Below are 24884 nucleotides of genomic sequence, written 5' to 3' on the forward strand. Positions count from 1 at the left end.
TTAATCAATTAAACAGCTTAACGACTAAACTCAAAAAATGAATCAACCATTAGCATATGTACATCCAGGGGCAAAAATTGCCAAAAATGTAGTAATAGAGCCTTTTACTACCATTCATAATAATGTAGTTATCGGTGATGGAACTTGGATAGGTTCTAATGTAACCATCATGGAAGGGGCTAGAATTGGTAAAAATTGTAATATTTTTCCTGGTGCAGTAATTTCTGCAGTTCCTCAAGATTTAAAATTTGGAGGTGAAGAGTCTTTGGCTATCATTGGTGATAATTGTACTATTAGAGAGTGCGTGACGATCAATAGAGGGACTATTGCTTCTGGACAAACTACTTTAGGTAATAATTGTTTAGTAATGGCTACAGCTCATATTGCTCACGATTGTCATATTGGTGACAATGCAATTATCGTAAATGGCGTTGCTTTGGCGGGTCATGTAATTGTTGGAAAACATGCGGTAATCGGAGGGTTAGCAGCTATCCATCAATTTATTCATATTGGAGATCATGCTATGGTTTCTGGTGGATCTTTGGTTAGAAAAGATGTGCCACCCTTTACTAAAGCAGCAAAAGAACCTTTGTCTTATGTAGGGATTAACTCAGTAGGATTAAGAAGAAGAGGTTTTACCACCGAAAAAATCAAAGAGATTCAAGATATTTACAGAATTTTATATCAAAAAAATTACAACACGACTCAAGCTTTAGGGATAATTGAGGCCGAAATGGAAGCAACACCAGAGCGTGATGAGATCATCGACTTTATTCGTAACTCTTCAAGAGGAGTTATGAAAGGCTACTCAGGAAATTATTAAAAAACAAATAAATTATTAAATAAAAAAAAATGGCATCTACTTCAGATATTAAAAACGGACTTTGTATAAAACACAATCACGATATTTATAAAATTATTGAATTTCTTCACGTTAAACCAGGAAAAGGGCCAGCTTTTGTTAGAACAAAGCTAAAGTCTGTAACTAATGGTAAAGTGTTGGATAATACTTTTTCTGCTGGACATAAGATTGATGTAGTGCGTGTTGAGACGCATACGTTTCAATTTTTGTATCCTGAAGGAGATCAGTTTCATTTTATGAATGCTGAAACTTTTGAACAAATTACTCTAAATAGAAATGTTTTGGACGCTCCAGATTTGTTGAAAGAAGGTGAAAATGTAATGATTCAAATCAATACTGAGACGGATTTGCCGCTTTCTGTTGATATGGCGCCATCTGTAGTTTTGGAAGTTACATACACTGAGCCAGGTGTAAAAGGCAACACAGCAACTAATGCTACAAAACCAGCTACTGTTGAGACAGGGGCAACAATCAATGTGCCTTTGTTTATTAATGAAGGGGATAAAATTAAAATTGATACGGCTACAAGTTCTTATATGGAACGTGTAAAAGAATAATTTTTAAAAGCTTAGGTTTTCAGTCTTAGTTTGCAATTCGGATATAGAATTGTGACTAAGATTGAAAACTTTTTTTTTAAACTAATGATATTATGAAATCGCCTTAATAGATTTTCTCGAAGGCTATTAAAATTTGGCGATACCATATGTGATCATCAAACAAAAAATACACATATGAAATTCCATAAACAATATTCCTTACAAGACATTGCTACATTAATTGACTGCACATTTGTAGGGGATCCTCTATTTCCTGTTTTAGGAATGAATGAAATACATGTCGTAGAACCAGGCGATATTGTATTTGTAGATCATCCTAAGTACTACGACAAAGCATTACAATCAGCAGCTACTATCATTTTGATTAACAAAGAAGTGGTTTGTCCAGAAGGGAAAGCACTATTGATTTCTGATGATCCTTTCAGGGATTTCAATGCTTTGACCAGACATTTTAAACCGTTTGTTGGTTCAAATGTGACGATAAGTCCAACCGCAAAAATTGGAGAGAATACGGTAATACAACCTAATGTTTTTATTGGAAATGAAGTCGTTATTGGGGATAATTGCTTGATACATTCCAATGTAGCAATCTATGATCAAACCGTTATTGGTAATAACGTAATAATTCATGCAGGAACGGTTTTGGGAGCGGATGCCTTTTATTACAAAAAGAGGATGACTGGCTTTGATCAATTGCTTTCTGGAGGAAGGGTAGTAATCGAGGACAATGTAGGGATAGGCGCGCTTTGTACTATTGATAAAGGGGTTACAGGCGATACAACTATTGGAGAAGGAACTAAACTTGACAATCAAGTACACGTAGGACACGATACTGTAATTGGTAAAAAATGCTTAATTGCTTCTCAAACTGGCATTGCGGGTTGTGTTATCATTGAAGATGAGGTTACTTTGTGGGGACAAGTAGGAACAACAAGCGGAATAACCATTGGTTCAAAAGCTGTAGTAATGGGACAAACAGGTGTTACTAAGTCTGTTGAAGGAGGGAAATCTTATTTTGGAACACCTATCCAAGAATCACGTGAAAAATTAAAGCAATTAGCAAATATTAAAAAAATCCCAGAAATTTTAAATAAATTAAAATAATATGTCTGCAAAAGATTTTGTCAAAGCATTTTACAAGTCGGATGCTTTAATTGACAGCACAATTTTAAAGGATTTTATTCATCCTGAAATTAGTATTGATTGGAATTCCACAGAAGGATTTGTTCAGTTAAATTATCAGGGCTTGATTAATTTAGCAGATCAATTGCATAAAGCCTATGTAAGATCAAAAGTAAGAATTAGCCATATTGTAGAGGAGAATGAAATGATTGCTGTGCGCTATTCTCATTTTGTGAAAACGATTGAAAACCCAAGGGAAGAGATCCTTTTGGCACATTTTATGACAATTTGGGAAATTAAAGACAATAAATTATTCAGAGGCTATCAAATGAGTCAACTATCTTAAATAATTTGACACTAAATGGGGTTAAAATAATTTCAAAAACCTTACTTTTGCAACACAATTTTAAAAACTACATAAAAAATATATCATGAGTGTTTTAGTTAATAAAGATTCTAAAATTATTGTTCAAGGATTCACAGGTAGCGAAGGAACTTTCCACGCTTCTCAAATGATTGAATACGGAACAAATGTTGTGGGTGGTGTAACTCCTGGAAAAGGTGGCTCTACACACTTGGATTTACCAGTTTTTAATACAGTTAAAGATGCTGTAGATCAAGCTGGAGCAGATACTACAATTATTTTTGTTCCACCCGCTTTTGCTGCTGATGCAATTATGGAAGCGGCTGATGCTGGTATTAAAGTGATTATTGCTATTACAGAAGGTATTCCAGTAGCAGACATGATTAAAGCTAATGCTTATGTTAAAGAAAGAAACGCTAGATTAATCGGACCAAACTGTCCAGGTGTGATTACACCAGGTGAGGCAAAAGTGGGAATTATGCCAGGTTTTGTTTTCAAAAAAGGAACGGTTGGAATCGTTTCTAAATCTGGAACGTTGACGTATGAAGCTGCTGACCAAGTAGTAAAACAAGGTTTAGGAATCACTACAGCCATTGGAATTGGTGGAGATCCAATTATAGGAACTACGACTAAAGAAGCTGTAGAATTATTAATGAACGATCCTGAGACTGAACTTATCATTATGATTGGTGAAATTGGTGGTCAATTAGAAGCTGATGCTGCTAAATGGATTAAAGCTGATGGTAACCGTAAACCAGTTGTTGGTTTTATTGCGGGAGAAACTGCACCTGCCGGTAGAACAATGGGGCATGCTGGAGCAATTGTTGGAGGATCTGATGATACTGCTGCTGCCAAAAAGCAAATTATGAGAGATAATGGTATTCACGTAGTTGATTCTCCAGCCGAAATAGGTAAAAAAGTAAAAGAAGTTTTAGGATAATTTCCGGATTTTAAAATTATAAATCTCAAAATGCCTCACGATTTGGTGAGGCATTTTGTTTAAATAAAAAGATATGTATAAAGAATTAGAAAAGTTTAAAGTAACCAACAGTTTTGTGTTTACCCCAGAAGATAGTCTAGAACAAGTTTGTAATGCTTCTGAAGGATGTGGTGTGTTTTTGGTATATGATTTGACTTCAGATAGAGAACTAATTATGGTGGGTTCTACAGGTACAGTACAAAACAACGGAACTCTTAAAATTAAAAATGGAGGTTTAGCATATAAAATTGTAGAAGGACATCAATTTGCTAAAACAGGTAGAAAATATTCTTGGCCTACACAAATGAAATTGGAAGGTATTACATCGCTTGAAGTGGTTTGGTACGAAACCTTTAATAATGGGGTGAAAGCCATTCCAACAAGTGTGGAAGGGCAAGTTTTACAAAGTTTTTTAGATAAAAATGGAACATTACCTAGATGGAATGTTGCTTTTTAATTCTTTAGAATTTAATAGAAATAGCTGATCTTAGCTATATTACAATCTCATAGTTTTTCGTAAAGCTATGAGATTTTTTTTGTTTTGGGTTGTAAACAGTAGGAGTAGGCTTTTTACAATAAAATCAAAAAATAAAGTTGTATATCACGGCTTAATACTTGTAAATAGCCTAAATAATGCATTAATTTTGTGTGCTACAAAAAATAAAAATTATGAAAAAATATACTTCTTTACTTCCAATTCTTGTATTGTTGATGGGGAGCTCTTGTGCCACTAATCCGATGACAGGAAAAAAAACATTGAATCTGGTTTCGAATAGCGAATTGTTTCCAGCTTCATTTCAACAATATGGTCAATTTCTGAAAGAAAACAAAGTAGTCCAAGGAACAGCTGATGCTAAACGAGTGGAAACCATTGGAATAAAAATAAAAGATGCTGCAGAAAAATATTTAGCTTCAATCGGTCAGAATCAATATTTAAAAGAGTATCGTTGGGAATATAAATTGGTAGAAAGTAAAGATGTAAATGCATGGTGTTTGCCAGGTGGAAAGATTGTTGTTTATACTGGTATTTTATCTGTAACTAAAGATGATGCAGGATTAGCCACCGTTATGGCTCATGAAGTATCTCATGCGTTAGCTAATCATGGAGCGCAACGTATGAGTGCCGCAAAATTGCAAGGTGTTGGTGCGGTAGGAGTAGCCGCTCTTACGGGAGGTCAATCAGCGGAAAGTCAAAGCATGTGGCGACAATTATATGGAGTAGGCTCACAAGTAGGTATAATGTTGCCTTTTAGTCGCGGACATGAGAGTGAAGCTGATAAAATTGGATTAACATTAATGGCGATTGCAGGATATAATCCACAAGAAGCCATAGCATTTTGGAAGCGAATGGCAGCACAATCGGGAGGGAACTCACAACCTGAATTCATGAGTACACATCCATCTGACGCCACGAGAGTAGCTAATTTACAAAACCTTATCCCTGAAGCAAAAGCTATTGCAGCTAAATTTGGAAAAATATACTAAACCAAAATTTAATTAGGTTATCGCATAATGCCCAGCATTGACTTGGCTTTTTTTTGCAATTATTTAAAGTGAATTTATTTTTTGAATTCAAGAAAAAAGATACATTTACACAACTAAAATATGAACCTATAATTTATGGCAAACTTACCTAAAGGAGATAAAAAATTACTAAATGCTTGGGCATTCTATGATTGGGCAAATTCGGTATATACCTTAACCATAGTATCAGCAGTTTTTCCAATATTTTATGAGGCGTTGTTTACCGACAAGAGTCATTATATCGACGTTTTTGGAATGCATTTAAAAAACTCAGCTTTGATAAGTTTTATCACAGCTTTAGCTTTTTTAGTAGTGGCTTTTATCTCTCCTTTGTTATCTGGAATTGCAGATTATGTTGGGAATAAAAAAAGCTTTATGAAGTTTTTTTGCTATTTAGGAGCTTTGTCTTGTATGGGATTGTATTGGTTTGATTTAGATTCAATTTATAGTGGGTTGTTATTCTATTTTCTTGGGTTATTGGGTTATTGGGGTAGTCTAGTTTTTTATAATTCCTATCTACCAGATATTGCTTTTACTGAACAACAAGATGCGATTAGTGCCAAAGGTTATTCTTTGGGGTATATAGGTAGTGTGATTTTATTGATTATCAATTTGGCGATGATCATGAAGCCAAAATGGTTTGGAATTTCTGGAACCGAAGGAGTAGCGGCAATGAAAGCCATGCGTTATTCATTTGTAATGGTAGGAGTTTGGTGGATTTTATTCAGTCAGTATACCTATTATTTTTTACCCAAAGGATCAAAAAAAACAGCTGAGGAGACTATTAAGACAAATCTTATTTTCAATGGATTTAAAGAATTAAAAATAGTATGGCATATACTGAGAGAAAACCTTCCATTAAAACGCTATTTATATGGTTTTTTTGTTTCAAGTATGGCGGTTCAAACGGTGATGCTAATTGCTACTTATTTTGGAGCCCAAGAAATCGAATGGAAAGCAAAAGAAGATAGCACTACAGGATTGATTATATGTATCTTGTTGATTCAATTGGTAGCTGTGCTAGGCGCTTTTTTGACCTCAAAAGCCTCTGAAAAATTCGGAAATATAAAAACGTTAATCGTTATTAACAGTATTTGGTTAGTCCTCTGTATAGGTGCTTTTATAATAACAGCGCCTATTCAATTTTATATAATGGCGGTTTTTGTTGGTTTAGTAATGGGAGGCATACAAGCTTTATCTCGTTCTACTTATTCTAAATTTTTGCCAGAAACCACAGACACTGCTTCGTTTTTTAGTTTTTATGATGTGGCTGAAAAAGTAGGTATCGTTATCGGTATGTGTGTGTATGGTATAATCGACCAAGTGACTGGAAGTCCAAGATTTGCTATTGTTTTCTTGGCTTTATTCTTTTTCATCGCGGTTCTTTTATTAAAACGTGTACCATCAAAAAAAGCGTCTTAAATAAAGACGCTTTTAGTGACTAAAAAACAAAAATAATTAACCTTTAGAAATCTCACCTGAGCCATTCACTTTAGTGTCTTTTTTGGTTGGATTTCCATAATACACAATATCTCCTGAACCAGAAACTCTTGCGTATAGACTCTCGGAACAACTTACTTTCGTATCGCCAGAACCTGAAATGCTGATTGAGGCTGTTTTTGATTTTAAATTCGAGGCATTGATGTCTCCTGAACCTGAAATACTGCTAGAGAAGTCATCGGCAGTTCCGCTTAAAACGATGTCTCCAGAACCGCTCAAACTCATATTGAACTTTTGAGCATCTACTGCCAATTTTAAATCACCAGAACCCGAAAGTTTGGCATCAAAAGCATCCGTTTTGATAACATCTTTACTAATAATATCGCCTGAGCCGCTTAATACTAAACCATTAATCGATTCAAAAGGGATAGTAATATGAACTGATTTTCCTGGGGATAATTTAAAATTGTATCCTTTCTCGGTTCCAATTTTTAAGACATTGTCTACCACTTCCACATCAATATAATCCAAAATGTTTTGTTCTCCTTTGATAGTGATACTACCTTCTTTTCCTGATACTAAATCCACATCAAAAAAGCCCGAAACTTTTATGGATTCATAACTTGTAGTAGTTCGGGTTTCTGTAATCACATTCCCGTTCCCTTTAATTTGTTTCCCCATATTCCATTGCCCGTAGGATAGGAAAGAGCTAAAAGACAGCAATAAAACACTCGCAATAGATAGATTTTTCATAAGTATTGTTTTTTTATAGTTATAGTTATAGTTATAGTTATAGTTTTTTAGTTAAGGCAACATTCCCGTAATCTGATGTAATTATTACACTATTTACTCCTTTTTTCTTGTAGTAACCATTAAAGTTTTTGGTGTAATTGGTTTCGGCTTTATTTAAAAATTCAAAATCACTATCGTATTTAAAATCAGCATATCGAAGCGTTACGTCAAAATCGAAAGCATAATTGGGGCTAAAACCTACTTTTACTCCAGTATATCCAGCATTGATTGCAATCGAATTGGCTTTGGCTTGAACTAATCCAACATCTACACTGCTGTATTTGGTTTGTAATTTGATTTGGTTGTTTAATGTTCCTACTTTTATGGTCAAATAGTTCCCAATTCCATCAAGCGAATTCACTTCTTTGATTTTCACAGTACCGTATTTACTGGTGTATTTTACATCGCCTGCATCACCAATTGTGGTGTCTGTGTAGTCAGAAATTAAATCTATTTTCGAGAGGGCATCAATACTAAGTCCAGAATAACGACCTGTTATATTTCCATTTTTTAAATAAGAAATGCTGGAGTTGGAGCAGTATTCTATAGTGATGTTGTTTTTGTTACTATTCAATCTTCCCATTGTAATTTTTCCATATTTACAAAGAATATTGGTAGGCGCATTCAAATCGGTAGTGGAGATATTCCCGTATTTGTTATCTATCGTTACCCCGCCATTTTTTGGAATCTTAATAACATAATTAATCTCAAAACTGTTATTTCTTCCTTTTGAGCGATAATTGTTGTTTTCGATTTGCGTTTTTGCAGTAACTAGTGATTTTAGTCCAATAATGTCAACTGTTATGTCGTTTAAGCGCTGATTCACCCAGTTTTCGCTATCACCACTTACTTTTATTAAAATATCAAGTTCAATTTTGTCTTCATTCCAAGTGGTTACAAATACCGTCCCATATGAATTGGTGATGTTAATACCAGCATCAGCGTTTACAATAAATGCTTTTTTGATGTTTTTTTGCTTTGAAATTATAGCATCATCATTCGCAAAACCAAGTATCGGAAATAGCAAAAAGATAATGATAGTTTTATAGAGTTTTTTCATCATTTTGAGTATTAAGTTGTTCAGTTGTTTCAATTTGGTTTAATACATTTTGTAGAAATGAAATTCGAGTTTGCAAATTGCTAATCATCGCATAAATAATTTGCTTGTTTTCTCCATTTCTAGCAATCTCTTTAATGATTTTTTGATAATCATTGTCCAAAACCTTCATTTGCTGTAGGGCATCAGCAATAATTTTTTGATTCTGAGGAGATTCTTTTTCCTTGAGTTTGTTCAGTTCATTTTTAATAAGAACATTAAAAATAGAATCTGTTTGTTTGGTTTCTTTTGAAGCAAAAGTGAGCTTGTTCGTTTTTGCCTCAGGTTTGAAAAAGAAAGACAAACTAAACATCACTACCAAAGTCGCTGCAATAGCAATCGTTGTGTATAAATTTCGTTTTCTATTCTTGATAGATTTTGTATTCAGTTTGTCAATAAACCGATTTTCGTGATTTTTGGGTAATTCAACAACATCCCAATCTGAATCGAATTTTGCAAATAATTGGTCTAATTTTTCCTCTTCATTTCTCATATTTCGCATAATTTATTTCTTAAACTTTCTTTGGCTCTACTCAAAGTTGTTCTACAATTCGCGTAGCTTATTTTTAGGATTTCGCTTATTTCTTCTTGGTCGTAACCTTCAATATAAAACAAAGTCAAAACCGTACTGTAACTACTTTTCAACGACTGAATAGCATTCAAAACTTCTTTTACTTTTATTTCATCAAAGTTGATAACTTCAGTGAATTCAGCTTCTTTATCTTCAATTTTGTAAAGATTTTTCTCGAAATCATCTGACTTTAATTTGTTGTTTTTTTTACAAAAATCAATGCTATAATTAATAACGATTCGTTTTAACCAAGCACCAAAAGCCACTTCTTTTTTGTAAGAATCTATTTTTGTAAACGCTTTCAAAAAACTTTCTTGCATCACATCTTCAGCAAAATGTTCATCCTTCACAATTCGAAAAGCCACATTATACATTGCTTTACAATACCTATTGTAGACTTCAAATTGAGCCTTTTGGTTTTGTTGTTGGCAAAGTGTTACCAATTCTTCGATATGTAATTGTTGATAGGACAAGTAGCTAGTAATCGTTTTAATGAAAGACGTTCCTTTTTTTGCAGTGTTACAGTTTTTGAAAAAAAATATAGTTAAAGGTATCAAAATAAAGATATTTAAGACGAAAAGCTTTATTTTCAATTTCGTTCTTTTCTTTTGGAGCAGAAAGTTTTGGCTTTTTTGTAAGCAAAGTCCCGCTGTTCGTTATATCTTTGCTTTTATAAAGAAAAAAAGCAAAGGATGCCACTACCATCGGGGCTAGCAGTTAGTATTGTTTTTCTTTTGCTGGCAAACTGTAAAATATACCTTTACCTTTTTCGTTTTAAAAGCTCTGGCACAAAGATTGTCTTTGCTAGTGTGAATAATACAACGCCAAACGGCATAAGTATTGAATTCCAGATAAATAAAAAGTATAAATCATTAACTTTGCATTGAATGACTTTTCATTTAATGACAAAATGACTTAATAACGATATGTCAAATCACAAAATACTTACAATTGACAACTTGTCACTTCAAGAATTTGATTCCGAATCAGATTTAATTCCACTTTTAACTCCCGAGGATGAAGAGGAAATGAACAACGAAATATTGCCAGAGACACTACCAATTTTGCCTTTGCGCAACACCGTTTTGTTTCCTGGGGTAGTGATTCCTATTTCTGCAGGAAGAGATAAATCCATCAAATTAATCAATGATGCCAATGCATCAGGAAAAGTGATTGGAGTTGTGGCTCAAATCAACGAAGCCGACGAAGACCCTTCGAAAAACGATATCAACAAAATTGGTACTGTTGCCAAAATTTTACGTGTTTTAAAAATGCCTGACGGTAATGTTACCGTAATTCTGCAAGGTAAAAAGCGTTTCGAAATCGACGAAGTAGTAGCTGAAGAACCTTATCTAACAGCAACTATCAAAGAAGTTTCAGAAAAAAGACCTCGAAAAAACGATACTGAATTCTCGGCAATTATTGATTCTATCAAAGAATTGGCGATTAAGATTATTCAAGAAAGTCCAAATATTCCAACCGAAGCTACTTTTGCGATTAAAAACATCGAAAGCCAGTCTTTTTTGGTGAATTTCGTGTCTTCCAATATGAATCTTTCTGTCAAAGAAAAACAAGATTTATTAGCTATTAATGGTTTAAAGGAGCGCGCATTAGAAACTTTGCGTTTTATGAATGTAGAATTGCAAAAGTTAGAATTAAAAAATGACATTCAATCCAAAGTTCGTTTTGACCTTGACCAGCAACAAAGAGAATATTTCTTGCACCAGCAAATGAAAACCATTCAAGAAGAATTGGGAGGTGTTTCGCAGGAGGAAGAAATGGACGAAATGAGTCAAAAAGCCAAAACCAAAAAATGGGACGAAAAAACGAAACAGCACTTCGAAAAAGAGTTGTCTAAAATGCGTAGAATGAATCCTCAAGCTCCAGATTTTGGTATTCAAAGGAACTATTTAGAAATGTTTTTAGACCTTCCTTGGGGAGAGTTTTCAAAAGACAATTTTGATTTAAAACACGCTCAAAAAGTTTTAGACAAAGACCATTTTGGATTAGAGGAAGTAAAAAAACGAATGATAGAGCATTTGGCAGTTCTTAAACTAAGAAATGATATGAAATCTCCAATTATTTGTTTAACAGGGCCTCCGGGTGTTGGGAAAACTTCAATTGGTCGCTCGGTTGCAGAAGCTTTAGGAAGAGAATATGTTCGTATTTCGTTGGGTGGTTTGCGTGACGAAGCAGAAATTCGTGGTCACAGAAAAACCTACATTGGGGCAATGCCTGGACGAATCATTCAAAGTTTGAAAAAAGCAGGTACATCCAATCCAGTTTTTGTTTTAGATGAAATCGATAAATTGTCAAGTAGTCATAACGGAGATCCTTCTTCGGCTTTGTTAGAGGTTTTGGATCCTGAACAAAACAATGCTTTTTATGATAATTTCCTAGAAATGGGGTATGATTTGTCTAAAGTAATGTTTATTGCTACTTCAAATACGATGTCGACTATACAGCCAGCCTTAAAAGATCGTATGGAAGTAATCAAGATGTCGGGCTATACTATTGAGGAAAAGGTTGAAATTGCCAAAAAACATTTATTTGCCAAACAACTTGAAGCTCACGGTTTGACTGCTAAAGATTTGACTATTGGAAAAAAACAACTAGAAAAAATCATTGAAGGTTATACTAGAGAATCTGGTGTGCGTGGTTTGGAGAATAAAATTGCTCAAATTGTTCGAAATGCCGCGAAATCTGTTGCGATGGAGGAGGAGTACAACAAAAAAGTAACCGACGAAGACATCGTAAAAGTATTAGGCGTTCCAAGATTAGAGCGCGATAAATATGAAAGCAATGATGTAGCAGGAGTAGTTACTGGTTTGGCTTGGACAAGTGTTGGCGGTGATATTTTATTTATAGAATCATTGATTTCTCCAGGTAAAGGAAGTATGACGATTACTGGGAATTTAGGTAATGTGATGAAAGAATCGGCTACGATTGCTTTAGAATACATCAAAGCTAACGCTGAGTTGTTGGGCTTGAATCCTGAAATTATTTCTAAATACAACATTCACTTACACGTTCCTGAAGGAGCTACGCCAAAAGACGGTCCAAGTGCGGGTATTGCAATGTTGACTTCTTTGGTATCCTTGTTTACACAAAAGCGAGTGAAGAAAAACTTAGCGATGACTGGCGAAATTACTTTACGTGGAAAAGTATTGCCAGTAGGTGGAATCAAAGAAAAAATATTAGCTGCTAAAAGAGCGAATATCAAAGAAATCATCCTTTGTCACGAAAATCAAAGTGATATTGATGAAATTAAATCGGAGTATTTAGAAGGACTTACGTTTCATTATGTGAAAGAAATGAGTGAAGTTTTAGCTATCGCTATTACAAATCAAAAAGTGAAAAATGCCAAAGATTTAAAATAAAACAAAGGTTTATTGTTATTCCAAATTCCAGCTGTTTATCAAGTTTGGAATTTGGAATTTCTTTTTTTATAAGGGAAACCATGTTTTTATTGGATATAATTTTATCTTCGTTTTATCGTTCTAGTTAATCAAAAAAAACACCGTCTTGAGGGTATTCAAAAAGTTTTTAGTTGTACTCATAATTTTACTTTGTTTGCCAGTTTTTGGGCAAATAGGAGGAAGGTACACCTATCAGTTTTTGAATTTGGTTACTTCTCCTCGTCAAGCTGCTTTGGGTGGAAAAATAGTAACGATATATGATGAAGATGTCAATCAAGCGCATTTTAATCCAGCTTCGATTAATCCAGAAATGCATAATCAATTGGCGCTGAATTACGGAAGTTATTTCGGAGAAGTGAGTTATGGGACTGCCTCTTATGCCTATACTTACGACCAGCATTTACAAACGTTTCAAGCAGGCATCAATTACATCAATTACGGAAAATTTGATGGCTATGACGAAAATGGACAAGCAACCAATTCTTTTACCGGTAGCGAAGTAGCGGTTTCTTTGGGGTACGCTTATAATATCCCTTTTACAAGTTTACATATTGGCGCCAATGCCAAAGTAATCTCATCTGTTTTAGAAAACTATAATTCATTAGGTGGTGCGCTGGATATAGGGGCGGTTTATAGAGATGAACGCAACGATGTGAATTGGGCTTTGGTGATTCGAAATATTGGAACACAATTCACTACTTATTCAGGGGTTCGTGAAAAATTACCCTTAGAAGTAATGATTGGTGTTTCTCAAGAATTAGACAATGTTCCCATTCGTTGGCATTTGACCTTAGAGAATTTGCAACAATGGAATATTGCTTTTTCTAATCCCGTGCGTGGAGAAACAGCCATTGATGGAAGCCAAACCGAAGAGAAGGTTTCTTTTGTAAATAATGCGTTGCGCCACGTTATTTTTGGCGTAGAATTGTTCCCGAAAAGGGCATTTAACGTAAGACTTGGCTATAATTTTCGACGTGGAGAAGAATTACGTGTAGTAGATAAACGTCATTTTTCTGGAATTTCTGTCGGTTTTGGCTTAAAAATGAACAGATTGAAATTCAATTATTCCTACTCTCGATATACCTTGGCGGCAAACACAAGTTTGTTTGGTTTGACGTTGAACTTGCAATAAGAGTTTGTTAACTTTGTCCATTATTAAAAATCAGCAATTTTTTCATTGGGAAGATTGCAAAAAATCGCCTTCATTTTGAATACTAAAATCACTATCGCTATTGACGGATTCTCGTCTACAGGTAAAAGCACTTTAGCCAAACAATTAGCTAAACATTTAGGATATATTTATGTAGATACAGGAGCAATGTACCGAGCTGTTGCATATTTTGCTATGCAAAAAGGATTTATTACTTCATCAACTTTTGATAAATCGGCGTTGATAGCAGCGCTTCCTACTATTCAATTGTCTTTTGAATTCAATGAAACTTTAGGCTTTGCCGAAATGTATTTGAACAATGAAAATGTAGAAACTCAAATCAGAACGATTGAAGTGTCTAATTATGTGAGTAAAGTAGCCGAGGTTTCAGCAGTGAGAGCAAAATTGGTTGAGCAACAACAAGAAATGGGAAAAAACAAAGGAATTGTGATGGACGGTCGGGATATCGGAACCGTAGTTTTTCCTGAAGCGGAACTTAAAATTTTTATGACTGCAAGCGCTGCCACTCGTGCCCAAAGACGTTTTGCTGAGTTGCAACAAAAAGGAGATGAAGTAAGCTATGAAGAAGTGCTTAAAAATGTTGAAGAACGCGATTATATTGACACACATAGAGCCGATTCGCCCTTGATTATAGCTAACGATGCCATAGAAATAGACAATTCTGATTTAAGTAAAGAAGAACAATTTAAAATTGTTTTGGATTTGGTTGACGAAGTGATTAATGCCAAGTAAGTTTTGTAAATCTCTTTTTAATATAGTAGATTTACCGCTTACTTTTTTTTAAAATTCAATTCGACTGTATGGGAATTAAAATTAGATTGATCATAATGAGTTTTCTTCAATTTTTTGTTTGGGGAGCTTGGCTCATTACTATTGCCAATTTTTGGTTTGGCACAAAAAGCTGGGACGGAACACAATTTGGATTAGTCTTTAGTACCATGGGAATTGCCTCATTGTTTATGCCTACCCTTACAGGAATTATAGCCGACAGATGGATTAATGCTGAAAAGCTTTATGGAGTTTTGCATATTTTGTATGCTTTGGTTTTGTTTTATTTGCCACAAATTACTACTCCTGATAACTTTATTTATGTGATGCTTTTGGCGATGTGTTGTTATATGCCAACGATTGCTTTGAGTAATTCTATTTCCTATACTGCCTTAAAATTGAATAATTGTGATGTAGTTAAAGATTTTCCACCGATTCGTGTTTTTGGAACCATTGGTTTTATTGTAGCCATGTGGATTACCAATTTAACTGGTAACAAAGCGTCTGCCTACCAGTTTTATATTGCTGGAATTGCTGCGATTGGATTAGGATTGTATTCTTTTTCGTTGCCAAAGTGTAAACCACAAAATTTAATCAAAGAAAACGCTTCGTTTATGGAGCTGATGGGATTAGAGTCATTTAAATTGTTTGCCAATTATAAAATGGCCTTGTTTTTTATCTTCTCTATGTTTTTGGGTGCCGCCTTACAGCTAACCAATGCTTATGGGGATGTGTTTTTAGATGAATTCAAGCATTTTCCAAAATATGCCGATTCTTTTGTGGTAAAATATTCTACCATTATTATGTCGATTTCTCAAATATCTGAAACCTTGTTTATTTTAGCTATTCCATTCTTTTTAAAGCGTTTTGGAATCAAACAAGTAATGTTGATTAGTATGTTGGCTTGGGTATTGCGATTTGGTTTGTTTGCTTTTGGAGACCCAGTGAATGGATTGTGGATGATTATTTTATCGTGTGTGGTTTACGGAATGGCTTTTGACTTCTTTAATATTTCAGGTTCATTATTTGTAGAAACCAATACGGATGCAAAAAATCGTTCTTCGGCTCAGGGCTTGTTTATGATGATGACAAATGGGATTGGGGCTGTTTTAGGAAGTTTTACTTCGGGTTGGGCTATTGATCAGTTTTTTACTAAGTCGTTCAAGACAACAACTGAATTAGCTGGTTTTTTACAGACTGAAATTACAAATCCTAAAATGATGGAATTTATTGGGTCTCAAGGAAAAAAAGTTGCTGTTGATGGCACATTAGATTCGGTTTTATTAATGAAAGATTGGCATCACATCTGGTTGGCTTTTGCTGTCTATGCTTTGATCATAGCTATTGCTTTTGCTTTGTTGTTCAAACATGAGCATCGTCCTTTGGATGTAGAAAACGCGCGCCATTAAATAATATATCAATATGATAAATCCGAGGGCAAAGAATTGTTCTCGGATTTTTTATAATTTCAAATTAATTATTTGTTTAAGGAGTCCTTAAAACATTGAATATTATACTCACTTTCAAAATCTATAATAGTTAGTACTTGTGCTAATGTTAAGACATTTCTTTTAATTAATGTTTTCAAGAATGGATATATTGTCTCATGTTGCGCCTCAAATTCTTTTCTGAAAAAGATTTTATTATTGACACCATTTTTTAAGCAATATTCAATCCAATTATTTGTTCCGTTTGAAGCGACTCCATTTAAATTAGGACTACGATAATTATATCTATAAAGTTCTCCCATAAAATCCCTAACCGATAGTTCAATGGTTTGAATTTCAGACATATAAATTCTGGTATTATTTACTACAAGGCTTTCTTTTTCAAAAATAATTAATCCTTCTAATTTTCCTTTGATTGGTTTAGTTCTAAATGTTCTTGTAGCAACCAAATAAATGTAAATTATTGCAAAAATTATCAATATAAAATTAATAATACTATGATATGGTTCTAATCGTAAATTTAAAAACAAGATGATAAATACTGCCAAAAGTGGATAGTATACCAAGTTAATGGAAAGTGTAAATTTTTTGTCATCTGGGATAAAAATTTGAAACGAATTGTACATAAACTTTTTTTTCTTACAAATATATGTAATTGGTAAGAAATTGTGCAGATAAAGCTGTATGCCTCTAAGTGTGCAAATAGAGGTATTCTTCACAGCAAAAATGCCAATTCTTTCGCTTCTAAATGCTTTTATTTATTCTTATGATTTTAGTTGACAACATCTAGGGGTAAATATTTTGTCATATTGATTAAATGTTTTACTTTTGCGCACCTTTTGGTGGATAAGAGTTTCCTTTAGGTGTCAACTATTTATGTAAAACAACTTCTGTTTTTTCTCTCGCTTTAAGAAACTCAAGAAAAACAGAATACAAATTTTTTATCAGCATGTCTGAACAATTAAAATCACAAGAAGAGTTTTTAGCAAATTTTAACTGGCATAACTTCGAAGAAGGGATCGATGCAGTAGATGAGAAAAACTTATTAGAATTCGAAGAACTAGTATCAAAAACTTTCATCGCTACAGATCAAGAAGAAGTTGTTGAAGGAGTAGTTGTTAGAATTACAGATAGAGACGTTATCGTTGATATCAACGCTAAATCGGAAGGTGTTATTTCATTAAATGAATTCCGTTACAACCCAAATTTAAAAGTTGGAGACAAAGTAGAAGTATTAATTGACATCCGTGAGGACAAAACTGGTCAATTGGTATTATCTCACAGAAAAGCTCGTACTATTAAATCATGGGATAGAGTTATTGCTGCAAACGAAACAGGTGAAATCGTAACTGGTTTTGTAAAATGCAGAACTAAAGGTGGTATGATCGTTGATGTTTTCGGAATTGAAGCATTCTTACCAGGATCTCAAATTGATGTTAAACCAATTAGAGATTACGATGTATACGTAAACAAAAACATGGAATTCAAAGTGGTAAAAATCAACCACGAATTCAAAAACGTTGTAGTATCTCACAAAGCGCTTATCGAAGCGGATATTGAAGTACAGAAAAAAGAAATCATCGGTCAATTACAAAAAGGACAAGTATTAGAAGGTGTTGTTAAAAACATTACTTCTTATGGTGTGTTCATTGACTTAGGTGGTGTTGATGGATTAATTCACATTACTGACCTTTCTTGGAGTAGAATCAACCACCCAAGTGAAGTGCTTGAATTAGACCAAAAATTAAACGTAGTAATCCTTGATTTCGATGATGAGAAAACAAGAATTCAATTAGGATTGAAACAATTAAACGCTCACCCATGGGATGCTTTAGATGCTAACTTAGCTGTTGGTGACAAAGTGAAAGGTAAAGTAGTAGTTATCGCTGACTACGGTGCTTTCATTGAAGTAGCTGAAGGTGTTGAAGGTTTAATCCACGTTTCTGAAATGTCATGGTCTACTCACTTACGTTCTGCTCAAGATTTCGTAAAAGTAGGAGATATCGTTGAAGGAGTTATTTTAACTTTGGATAGAGATGACCGTAAAATGTCATTAGGTATCAAACAATTGACTCAAGATCCTTGGACTGACATTACTTCTAAATACCCTGTAGGTTCTAAACATACAGGTATCGTTAGAAACTTTACAAACTTTGGTATTTTCGTAGAATTAGAAGAAGGAATTGATGGATTAATCTATATTTCTGACTTATCTTGGACTAAGAAAATCAAACACCCATCTGAATTTGTAAATGTTGGTGAAAAATTAGACGTAGTGGTATTAGAATTAGATGTTGATGGACGTAAATTATCTTTAGGTCACAAACAAACTACTGCTAATCCTTGGGATCAATACGAAGATTCTTTCGCTGTAGGAACGATCCACAATGGTGAAATTTCTGAAATCGTTGACAAAGGAGCTACTGTAGAATTTGGAGATGATATCGTTGCATTCATTCCTACGCGTCACCTTGAAAAAGAAGACGGTAAGAAATTGAAAAAAGGCGAATCTGCAGATTTCAAAGTAATTGAATTCAATAAAGAATTTAAAAGAGTAGTGGCTTCTCACACCGCTATCTTCCGTGAAGAAGAAGAGAAAAACGTGAAAGCTGCAACTGAAAATACTTCATCTGCTTCTACTAATGCACCTGCAGCAACTTTAGGAGATAACAATGATGTATTAGCTGCATTGAAAGCTAAAATGGAAAAATCAGAGAAAAAATAATTTTTTTGATTTAATGATAGTAATCCTGTCTTGTTGTAAACAAGGCAGGATTTTTTTTATGTATGCATTTCAAAGTTTTTTGTTTTTTATTAATAATCAACTAATTGTTTGTTTTTTGTATGAAAATGTTTATATTTGATAAATAAAAAAAATAATCGTATGATAAAAAAACTACTTTTTTCTCCGTCTTTTCGGAGTGTTTACTTTTTTTTAGGCTTATTTTTCTTTTTTCTATCGTCTACTAATGCTAGAGCACAATGTGCAGGTAGTGATAATGCTGTAGAAATTTGTAACATAACCGATCCCAGTAGTGCCTCGATTAATCTTTTCAGTTTACTTGGCGGTAGTCCTACAGCTGGTGGTGTTTGGAAGGATGTTGATAAATCAGGTGGCTTTGATAAAACTACAGGGGTTTTAAACGCACAACAAATAAAGAAAAGTGGTATTTATCATTTTACCTATACCGTAACGAATGTTACAGGTTGCGTAGATAACACAGCAGAGCTAACGGTAACAATTGGGGGTTATGCCGGAGTCCCTGCCCCAAATTCTTCAATTTGCAATACAGAACTTGCTTTTAATTTATTTCAAGTATTTGATGGTAATTTTTTATCGCCTCAAACCGGGGGTATTTGGAAAGGGAATACAACTAATTTAGGATTGAATGATAATTTATTGGATGCTTCGGTATTAAACCCAGGGAGTACTTATTCATATACTTATACAGTTCCAACTGTTGGTAATTGTCCAGTGCCGCCTCCAGTGACAGTTTTTGTAACCATATATCGTTCACCAATTTCTGGAGTACCTACAAATATCAGTTTATGTTCGAATGAATTAAGTACCAATACCAATTTTAATTTAAACAATCTATTAGTTGGTGAAGATAGTGATGGTACTTGGACAGAATTTGGAACCTCAGAGATAAGTGATGATGAGGATAATCAAGTGAATTTACTAGCTATTTATAACAAGTTTGGCCCTGGAGTTTATCGTTTTGCTTATACGGTGTTATCTAAAAGTAATGTTTGCGCTGATCAGAAATCAGAAGTAGAAATTACAATTGAAAAGCAACGTGATTATACTGGTGCTACTTTGCTTGTGAATTCAGATATATGTGAAAATGAAATTACTACAGCTACTTATACTGCAACTTTATCACAAGGAAATAATCTAATTCCGGATGGTAATTATGAGATTACCTATAGTGTTTCGGGTAATCTGCCTATAAAAACCATACAACCTTTTGTTGGGGGAAAATTAGTCTTTCCAATTGAACGTACTAATTTTCAAAATGTTAATGACTACACTGTTAAAATTGAAGAGATTAAGCAAGTGACAAGCACAAACATTTGTAAGGCTAATATTGGTACGGTTGAAGATATTTTGCATGTTTATGCGATACCAAATATAAATAGTGCTACTCTCAAAATTGATCCTATCTGCCAAGGCGAGAATGCCACAGTAGTACTCTCTGGGATTTCTAATCTTACCAACGGTACTTATACAATTTTATATAATTTAAGTGGTTTGAATGGAGCAGCTGCTATTTCAGCCGACATCAATGTAGTAGGTGGGATTTCAAGTTTTGTTATTCCTTCTAACTTGATTCCAGTTGCTGGCACTACCACTATCACTATTACTAAAATTTTGAATAAAATTTCTAATTGTGCCAATAGTACAACCATAAAAAAAGAATTTATTGTAAATGCTTTACCAATACTGACTAATTTGATTATGACGGTAAATGATGTTTGTCAAGGTTCGCCCACAAGTGTAAAACTAACGGGATTAGAAAACTTGTCAGCAACTACCATTAGCTATACCATATCAGGAGCTAATACAGTTGCAACAAAAACGATTTCAATAAACGTGATAGCTGGTGCTGTAAGTTTTACTATTCCCTCCTCCGAAATACCAAATATAGGAACAACAACCATAACCATTGCTAATGTTACAAACGCTTCGACTGGTTGTTCAATTGTAGCGTCATTTTCTAAGACGTTTAGCATCAATTCAATTCCATCTGTACCAATAGCGCCAAATAATCAGCCTTTTTGTGCTAATGATAATGCAACCTTGGGGAATTTAATTCCAAAAGGAAATCAATACATATGGTATGATTCTCCTAGCGGCACACAACCCTTAGCTGCAAACACAAAATTGATTACGGGGAAGTACTATGTAAGAGAAAGAAATGTTTCCGGTTGTGAGTCCAATGCAGCATTGGTCAATGTAATCATTACTAATGTCCCAATTCCAGTTTTAGCTGCTAATGGCCAAAATTTTTGTGGCGTAGATCAACCAACTATTTTGAGTTTATCTAATAAGACAAGTTTTACAGGAACCATTCAATGGTATGATGCATTAAATAATGGAAATGTATTAGAGAATTCTAAATTACTTGCGGAAGGTGCTACTTATTATGGTTTTGATTTTGATAGTGCTACAAATTGTACTTCAAGCCCATTGATCGTAACGGTTTCACTAAAAGATTGTACCGCAACACCGGATAATTTCTTTATCCCAGATGGGTTTTCCCCCAACGGAGACGGAATAAATGACTTCTTTCAAATTCAAAATATTGAATTTGTGTATCCTAATTATACGATAGAAATTTTTAATCGCTATGGCAATGTAGTATTCAAAGGAGATGTAAATAAACCTGCTTGGGACGGAAAAAATGAAAATTCCAATTTTATAAGTGGCGAATCCGCAACCGGAGTTTATTTTTATAGTATTCATTATAATAAAGACAATTTGCCTCCTAAACAAGGACAACTTTATTTAAATCGATAATTTATACTTTACCATTAAACCAAATTCAATGAAAAAAATAATACGTTTTGTGTTTTTTTTATTTTTTATAACAAAAGCCTCTGCGCAGCAAGATCCCCATTTTACTCAATATATGACTAATATGAGCGTGATTAATCCAGCTTATACAACAGGAAATGCTTCTGTACTCAATTTAGGAAGTTTGTACCGCTATCAATGGTCAGGAATTAAAGGAGCCCCAAGAACGATAACTTTATTTGCACATATGCCTTTCTACGAAAAACTAGAAGGTGGATTTTCTTTGATTTCAGATGATATAGGAGATGGTGCTAAGAAGGAAACTAATTTTTTTGCTGATTTTGCATATAATTTTCAACTAAATGAGAGGCAACGCATAGCGTTTGGCGTTAAAGCGGGAGTCAGCGCTATTACTACAAATTTTAATGGATTCCGATTAAATAGTGGTAATAGCACTACTGATAATGCATTTGCTGAAAATATAAATGAAACGGTTCCTAATATTGGAGTTGGTGCTTATTTTTTTGGGGATAAATATTATGTTGGGCTCTCGATTCCCAACTTGCTTTCTGCGGAACATATCAAGTTTAGACCCACTATAAATTCCTTTGGCCCACAAGAAATCCATACTTTTTTTACGGGAGGATATGTACTTGATATTAATGAAGCATTTAAACTTAAGCCTGCTTTTATGACTGTTTTTGTAAAAGGAGCCCCAGTATCTGTAGATTTAACAGCAAATGTTTTGTACAACGAAAAGTTTGAATTAGGAGCGGCCTACCGCTTTAATGATTCGGTTAGTCTTTTGATGAATGTTAATGTAACGCCTAGCCTTAGAATTGGTTATTCTTATGATTACACTACTTCTAATCTGAGTCAATTTAATTCGGGTTCACACGAAATTGTACTCTTGTATACTCTCAATTTATTAGGTAAAGGTTACGACAAATCACCAAGATTCTTTTAAATACTACAAACATGAAAAATATCTATATAATTCTAATCGTGTTAGTATACCAATTTGCGATTGGTCAACAACAAGAATTACAACGCGCTAACGTTTTGTTTAATAAAACCTATTACAGTGCCGCAATTCCTTTATTTGAAGAAATAAACAAAAAAAGACCAACGAATGAAGTGATTCAGAAATTGGGAGATTGTTATTATTATACGAATCAGTATGATAAAGCACAAAGACAATATGCTCTTTTATCGAAAAAGAATGCTTTAACGGAAGAGTTTTATTTTAGACATGCACAAACATTAAAAGCTATTGGAAAATACGATGATGCCATTACTTTATTACGCCAATATTATACCGATGCCAATGATGCTACTGCCATTGAAAAATTAGAAGAAGGTATTAAACAGCTAAAAAACATAACCGCAATAGGCGACAGATTTGTAATTCAGAATTTGGCGCTAAATACCATGAATTCTGAGTTCGGTGGTGTGGTTTGGAACGATAATTTAGTATTTGCTGCGGTTAAATTAAAACCAAACCTTTTTGACAAAACTTATAAATGGAATAATGAATCCTATCTAAATTTGGTGAGCATTCCATTGGCTGACGTCAATTCAAAAGACACTTTAGTGAATTATTTTTCAAAAGATTTAAAATCAGCCTTGCATGAATCGAATGCTGTATTTACGAATGATGGTAAAACAATGTATTTTACTAGAAACAATTCAAAAAACGGAAAGAGAGTTAAAAACAGTGCTAAGGTTTCGAATATTCAAATTTTTAGGGCTGATTTTGTAAATAATAAATGGACCAATATTCAATCTTTACCGTTCAATAGTCCTGAGTATTCCGTAGAGCATCCAGCGCTGAGTCCAGATAATAAAACCTTGTATTTTGCTTCAGATATGCCAGGGACTTTGGGATCCTTAGACATTTTTAGCGTGACTATTGAAGGCACAAGTTATGGAAAACCAGTGAATCTTGGGAAACAAATAAACACTGTTAAGAGAGAACAATTTCCATTTGTTTCCAATGACAATAAATTATATTTTTCTTCGAATGGACATGAAGGATATGGTGGTTTAGATATTTTTGTTTCTGATTTAGGCGCTACTTTATTAAAAGCTTCGAACGTTGGGCTACCAGTCAATTCTGGTTATGACGATTTTGCTTTTTACATTAATTCAGATTCAAAAGAAGGCTTTTTTAGTTCGGATAGACCCGGCGGAAAAGGAAAAGATGATATATACGCTTTAAAAGAAACCAAAGAGTTACTGATTGAGAATTGCAAACAGTATATTGCAGGAACGATCACTGATACAGATTCACATCTCGCACTCGATAAGGCACTCGTAGTGCTAAAAAATGGGAGCAACCATGAATTGGAAAGAGTGATTACCTCGATAGATGGAAAGTTCCATTTTGCAATTGAATGTGAATCTAAGTATTCAATAAGCGTTACCAAAGAAAACTATACTGAAAACTCTAGAAATTTATCAAGCACTGCGGAAAGAAATATGAGCAATGATGGATCTATGACTATTCGTTCTTTGGAAGCAATCAAAAAAGAGCAACAATTTATTCTTGACCAAAAAAAGGCGAATGATTTATTAATCGCCCAACAATTGAAAGCGGCTGAACTAGTTGCCTTGGCAAAAAAGAAAAAAGAAGAGGCTATAGCACTCGAAAATAAAAAGAAGGAAGATTTGGCAGCCCTTTCTCAACTGAAAAAGGACAAAGAATTAGCTGATAAAAAAGCTGCTGAACTTGCAATTGCTAAGAAAAAAGAAAAAATGGCCACTATTATTGCAGCAGAAAAAGATGTGGTAAAAGAAAAAGATAGATTAATGATCAAAACTGATCCAATATATTTTGATTATACTATGTGGTATATACGAAAAGAATCAAAAAAAATATTGAATCGTGTGGTTGAATTAATGAAGAAATATCCAGAAATGGTAGTAGAGATTGGTTCGCATACTGATAATCGTGGGAACCAGATATTTAATGCTGAGCTTTCTCAAAAAAGAGCTGATGCTACCAAAGCGTACATAATAGAACAAGGAATTTCTAAAAATAGAATTACGGCAAAAGGCTATGGTGAATCGGTTCCTATAGTGAAATGCATCCCTGAAGATTCATGTGATGAGGAACAACATGAACTGAATCGAAGAAGTGAATTTGTGATTAAAAACTTATGATAAATGTTTAGCTTCCAATTCGTTTGTAATGAATTTGGATTTTGTCTTTATATCTTTATAAGTTGCTGCAAAATTTTGAGGCTGT

21 protein-coding genes are annotated in these 24884 nt (G+C 33.9%); 16 read left to right on the top strand and 5 right to left on the bottom strand.

All coding sequences use genetic code 11. The features are described 5' to 3' along the window. Positions 1-37: 37 nt before the first annotated feature. The 8 genes from lpxA to O9307_RS03800 all read left to right on the top strand — a co-directional run bounded on the left by lpxA (position 38) and on the right by O9307_RS03800 (position 6830). Positions 38-823, top strand: coding sequence for an acyl-ACP--UDP-N-acetylglucosamine O-acyltransferase (gene lpxA, locus O9307_RS03765; RefSeq protein ID WP_064713965.1), 786 nt, complete (start codon positions 38-40; stop codon positions 821-823). Between the two features lie 29 nt (positions 824-852). Further along, entirely contained in the window at positions 853-1419 is a 567-nt protein-coding gene (gene efp / locus O9307_RS03770; RefSeq protein WP_064713966.1) for an elongation factor P, read from the top strand. Between the two features lie 174 nt (positions 1420-1593). Then, positions 1594-2523: a UDP-3-O-(3-hydroxymyristoyl)glucosamine N-acyltransferase gene (locus tag O9307_RS03775; RefSeq protein ID WP_298295492.1), complete on the top strand. Its 930-nt coding sequence runs from the start codon at positions 1594-1596 to the stop codon at positions 2521-2523. Between the two features lies 1 nt (position 2524). Beyond that, the gene (locus tag O9307_RS03780; protein WP_298295493.1) at positions 2525-2887 is read left to right on the top strand and encodes a nuclear transport factor 2 family protein; all 363 of its coding nucleotides are present in this window, start codon (positions 2525-2527) and stop codon (positions 2885-2887) included. Between the two features lie 85 nt (positions 2888-2972). Beyond that, entirely contained in the window at positions 2973-3845 is an 873-nt protein-coding gene (gene sucD, locus O9307_RS03785) for a succinate--CoA ligase subunit alpha (protein WP_064713969.1), read from the top strand. 73 nt (positions 3846-3918) lie between these two features. Beyond that, on the top strand, positions 3919-4341 hold the full coding sequence (locus O9307_RS03790) for a hypothetical protein (protein WP_298295494.1): 423 nt from the start codon (positions 3919-3921) through the stop codon (positions 4339-4341). Between the two features lie 212 nt (positions 4342-4553). Further along, the gene (locus tag O9307_RS03795) at positions 4554-5369 is read left to right on the top strand and encodes a M48 family metallopeptidase (protein ID WP_298295496.1); all 816 of its coding nucleotides are present in this window, start codon (positions 4554-4556) and stop codon (positions 5367-5369) included. Positions 5370-5504: 135 nt separating this feature from the next. Beyond that, positions 5505-6830 (top strand): MFS transporter, encoded by a 1326-nt coding sequence (locus O9307_RS03800; RefSeq protein ID WP_298295498.1) that lies wholly within the window; start codon positions 5505-5507, stop codon positions 6828-6830. A 36-nt stretch (positions 6831-6866) separates the two neighbouring features. Here O9307_RS03800 and O9307_RS03805 read toward each other — a convergent pair whose 3' ends face one another. From O9307_RS03805 to O9307_RS03820, 4 genes are read right to left on the bottom strand one after another with little or no spacing between them, the layout of a single operon-like run. Next, the gene (locus O9307_RS03805; RefSeq protein WP_298295500.1) at positions 6867-7601 is read right to left on the bottom strand and encodes a head GIN domain-containing protein; all 735 of its coding nucleotides are present in this window, start codon (positions 7599-7601) and stop codon (positions 6867-6869) included. Positions 7602-7638: 37 nt separating this feature from the next. After that, positions 7639-8703, bottom strand: coding sequence for a hypothetical protein (locus tag O9307_RS03810; RefSeq protein ID WP_298295502.1), 1065 nt, complete (start codon positions 8701-8703; stop codon positions 7639-7641). Continuing rightward, complete coding sequence (locus tag O9307_RS03815) at positions 8684-9229, bottom strand: anti-sigma factor (protein WP_298295504.1); 546 nt, start codon at positions 9227-9229, stop codon at positions 8684-8686. Before O9307_RS03815 ends, O9307_RS03810 begins: the two co-directional genes overlap by 20 nt. Then, entirely contained in the window at positions 9226-9780 is a 555-nt protein-coding gene (locus O9307_RS03820; RefSeq protein WP_298295577.1) for an RNA polymerase sigma factor, read from the bottom strand. The genes O9307_RS03815 and O9307_RS03820 overlap by 4 nt, the downstream gene beginning before the upstream one ends. A gap of 453 nt (positions 9781-10233) precedes the next feature. Between O9307_RS03820 and lon the strand changes: the two genes are divergently transcribed. The 4 genes from lon (at position 10234) to O9307_RS03840 (ending at position 16074) form a co-directional block, all read left to right on the top strand. Further along, entirely contained in the window at positions 10234-12687 is a 2454-nt protein-coding gene (lon, locus tag O9307_RS03825) for an endopeptidase La (protein ID WP_298295505.1), read from the top strand. A gap of 145 nt (positions 12688-12832) precedes the next feature. After that, positions 12833-13858 (top strand): type IX secretion system protein PorQ, encoded by a 1026-nt coding sequence (porQ, locus tag O9307_RS03830; RefSeq protein WP_298295507.1) that lies wholly within the window; start codon positions 12833-12835, stop codon positions 13856-13858. Between the two features lie 75 nt (positions 13859-13933). Next, positions 13934-14629: a (d)CMP kinase gene (gene cmk / locus O9307_RS03835; RefSeq protein WP_298295509.1), complete on the top strand. Its 696-nt coding sequence runs from the start codon at positions 13934-13936 to the stop codon at positions 14627-14629. A 68-nt stretch (positions 14630-14697) separates the two neighbouring features. Next, positions 14698-16074 (top strand): nucleoside permease, encoded by a 1377-nt coding sequence (locus O9307_RS03840; RefSeq protein ID WP_298295511.1) that lies wholly within the window; start codon positions 14698-14700, stop codon positions 16072-16074. A 68-nt stretch (positions 16075-16142) separates the two neighbouring features. Here O9307_RS03840 and O9307_RS03845 read toward each other — a convergent pair whose 3' ends face one another. Then, a complete protein-coding gene (locus tag O9307_RS03845; protein WP_298295513.1) occupies positions 16143-16661 on the bottom strand; it encodes a hypothetical protein in 519 nt (172 codons plus the stop codon). A 401-nt stretch (positions 16662-17062) separates the two neighbouring features. On the opposite strand from O9307_RS03845, the gene rpsA reads away from it, so the two are divergent. The 4 genes from rpsA (at position 17063) to O9307_RS03865 (ending at position 24799) form a co-directional block, all read left to right on the top strand. Then, entirely contained in the window at positions 17063-18838 is a 1776-nt protein-coding gene (gene rpsA / locus O9307_RS03850; protein ID WP_298295515.1) for a 30S ribosomal protein S1, read from the top strand. A gap of 159 nt (positions 18839-18997) precedes the next feature. Continuing rightward, the gene (locus O9307_RS03855) at positions 18998-21637 is read left to right on the top strand and encodes a gliding motility-associated C-terminal domain-containing protein (protein ID WP_298295518.1); all 2640 of its coding nucleotides are present in this window, start codon (positions 18998-19000) and stop codon (positions 21635-21637) included. Between the two features lie 28 nt (positions 21638-21665). Next, positions 21666-22601 (top strand): type IX secretion system membrane protein PorP/SprF, encoded by a 936-nt coding sequence (locus O9307_RS03860; RefSeq protein ID WP_298295520.1) that lies wholly within the window; start codon positions 21666-21668, stop codon positions 22599-22601. 11 nt (positions 22602-22612) lie between these two features. Beyond that, the gene (locus O9307_RS03865; RefSeq protein ID WP_298295522.1) at positions 22613-24799 is read left to right on the top strand and encodes an OmpA family protein; all 2187 of its coding nucleotides are present in this window, start codon (positions 22613-22615) and stop codon (positions 24797-24799) included. Positions 24800-24884: the final 85 nt, after the last annotated feature.

It is taken from the genome of Flavobacterium sp., from assembly GCF_027531905.1.
In the GTDB taxonomy this organism is placed as follows: domain Bacteria; phylum Bacteroidota; class Bacteroidia; order Flavobacteriales; family Flavobacteriaceae; genus Flavobacterium.

Coding starts and splice junctions, on each gene's coding strand:
- O9307_RS03795 (WP_298295496.1), top strand. CDS start 4,554: ATGAAAAAATATACTTCTTTACTTCCAATTCTTGTATTGTTGATGGGG.
- lon (WP_298295505.1), top strand. CDS start 10,234: ATGTCAAATCACAAAATACTTACAATTGACAACTTGTCACTTCAAGAA.
- efp (WP_064713966.1), top strand. CDS start 853: ATGGCATCTACTTCAGATATTAAAAACGGACTTTGTATAAAACACAAT.
- O9307_RS03855 (WP_298295518.1), top strand. CDS start 18,998: ATGATAAAAAAACTACTTTTTTCTCCGTCTTTTCGGAGTGTTTACTTT.
- O9307_RS03775 (WP_298295492.1), top strand. CDS start 1,594: ATGAAATTCCATAAACAATATTCCTTACAAGACATTGCTACATTAATT.
- O9307_RS03790 (WP_298295494.1), top strand. CDS start 3,919: ATGTATAAAGAATTAGAAAAGTTTAAAGTAACCAACAGTTTTGTGTTT.
- lpxA (WP_064713965.1), top strand. CDS start 38: ATGAATCAACCATTAGCATATGTACATCCAGGGGCAAAAATTGCCAAA.
- O9307_RS03800 (WP_298295498.1), top strand. CDS start 5,505: ATGGCAAACTTACCTAAAGGAGATAAAAAATTACTAAATGCTTGGGCA.
- O9307_RS03810 (WP_298295502.1), bottom strand. CDS start 8,703: ATGATGAAAAAACTCTATAAAACTATCATTATCTTTTTGCTATTTCCG.
- sucD (WP_064713969.1), top strand. CDS start 2,973: ATGAGTGTTTTAGTTAATAAAGATTCTAAAATTATTGTTCAAGGATTC.
- O9307_RS03805 (WP_298295500.1), bottom strand. CDS start 7,601: ATGAAAAATCTATCTATTGCGAGTGTTTTATTGCTGTCTTTTAGCTCT.
- O9307_RS03840 (WP_298295511.1), top strand. CDS start 14,698: ATGGGAATTAAAATTAGATTGATCATAATGAGTTTTCTTCAATTTTTT.
- O9307_RS03815 (WP_298295504.1), bottom strand. CDS start 9,229: ATGAGAAATGAAGAGGAAAAATTAGACCAATTATTTGCAAAATTCGAT.
- O9307_RS03865 (WP_298295522.1), top strand. CDS start 22,613: ATGAAAAATATCTATATAATTCTAATCGTGTTAGTATACCAATTTGCG.
- rpsA (WP_298295515.1), top strand. CDS start 17,063: ATGTCTGAACAATTAAAATCACAAGAAGAGTTTTTAGCAAATTTTAAC.
- O9307_RS03860 (WP_298295520.1), top strand. CDS start 21,666: ATGAAAAAAATAATACGTTTTGTGTTTTTTTTATTTTTTATAACAAAA.
- O9307_RS03780 (WP_298295493.1), top strand. CDS start 2,525: ATGTCTGCAAAAGATTTTGTCAAAGCATTTTACAAGTCGGATGCTTTA.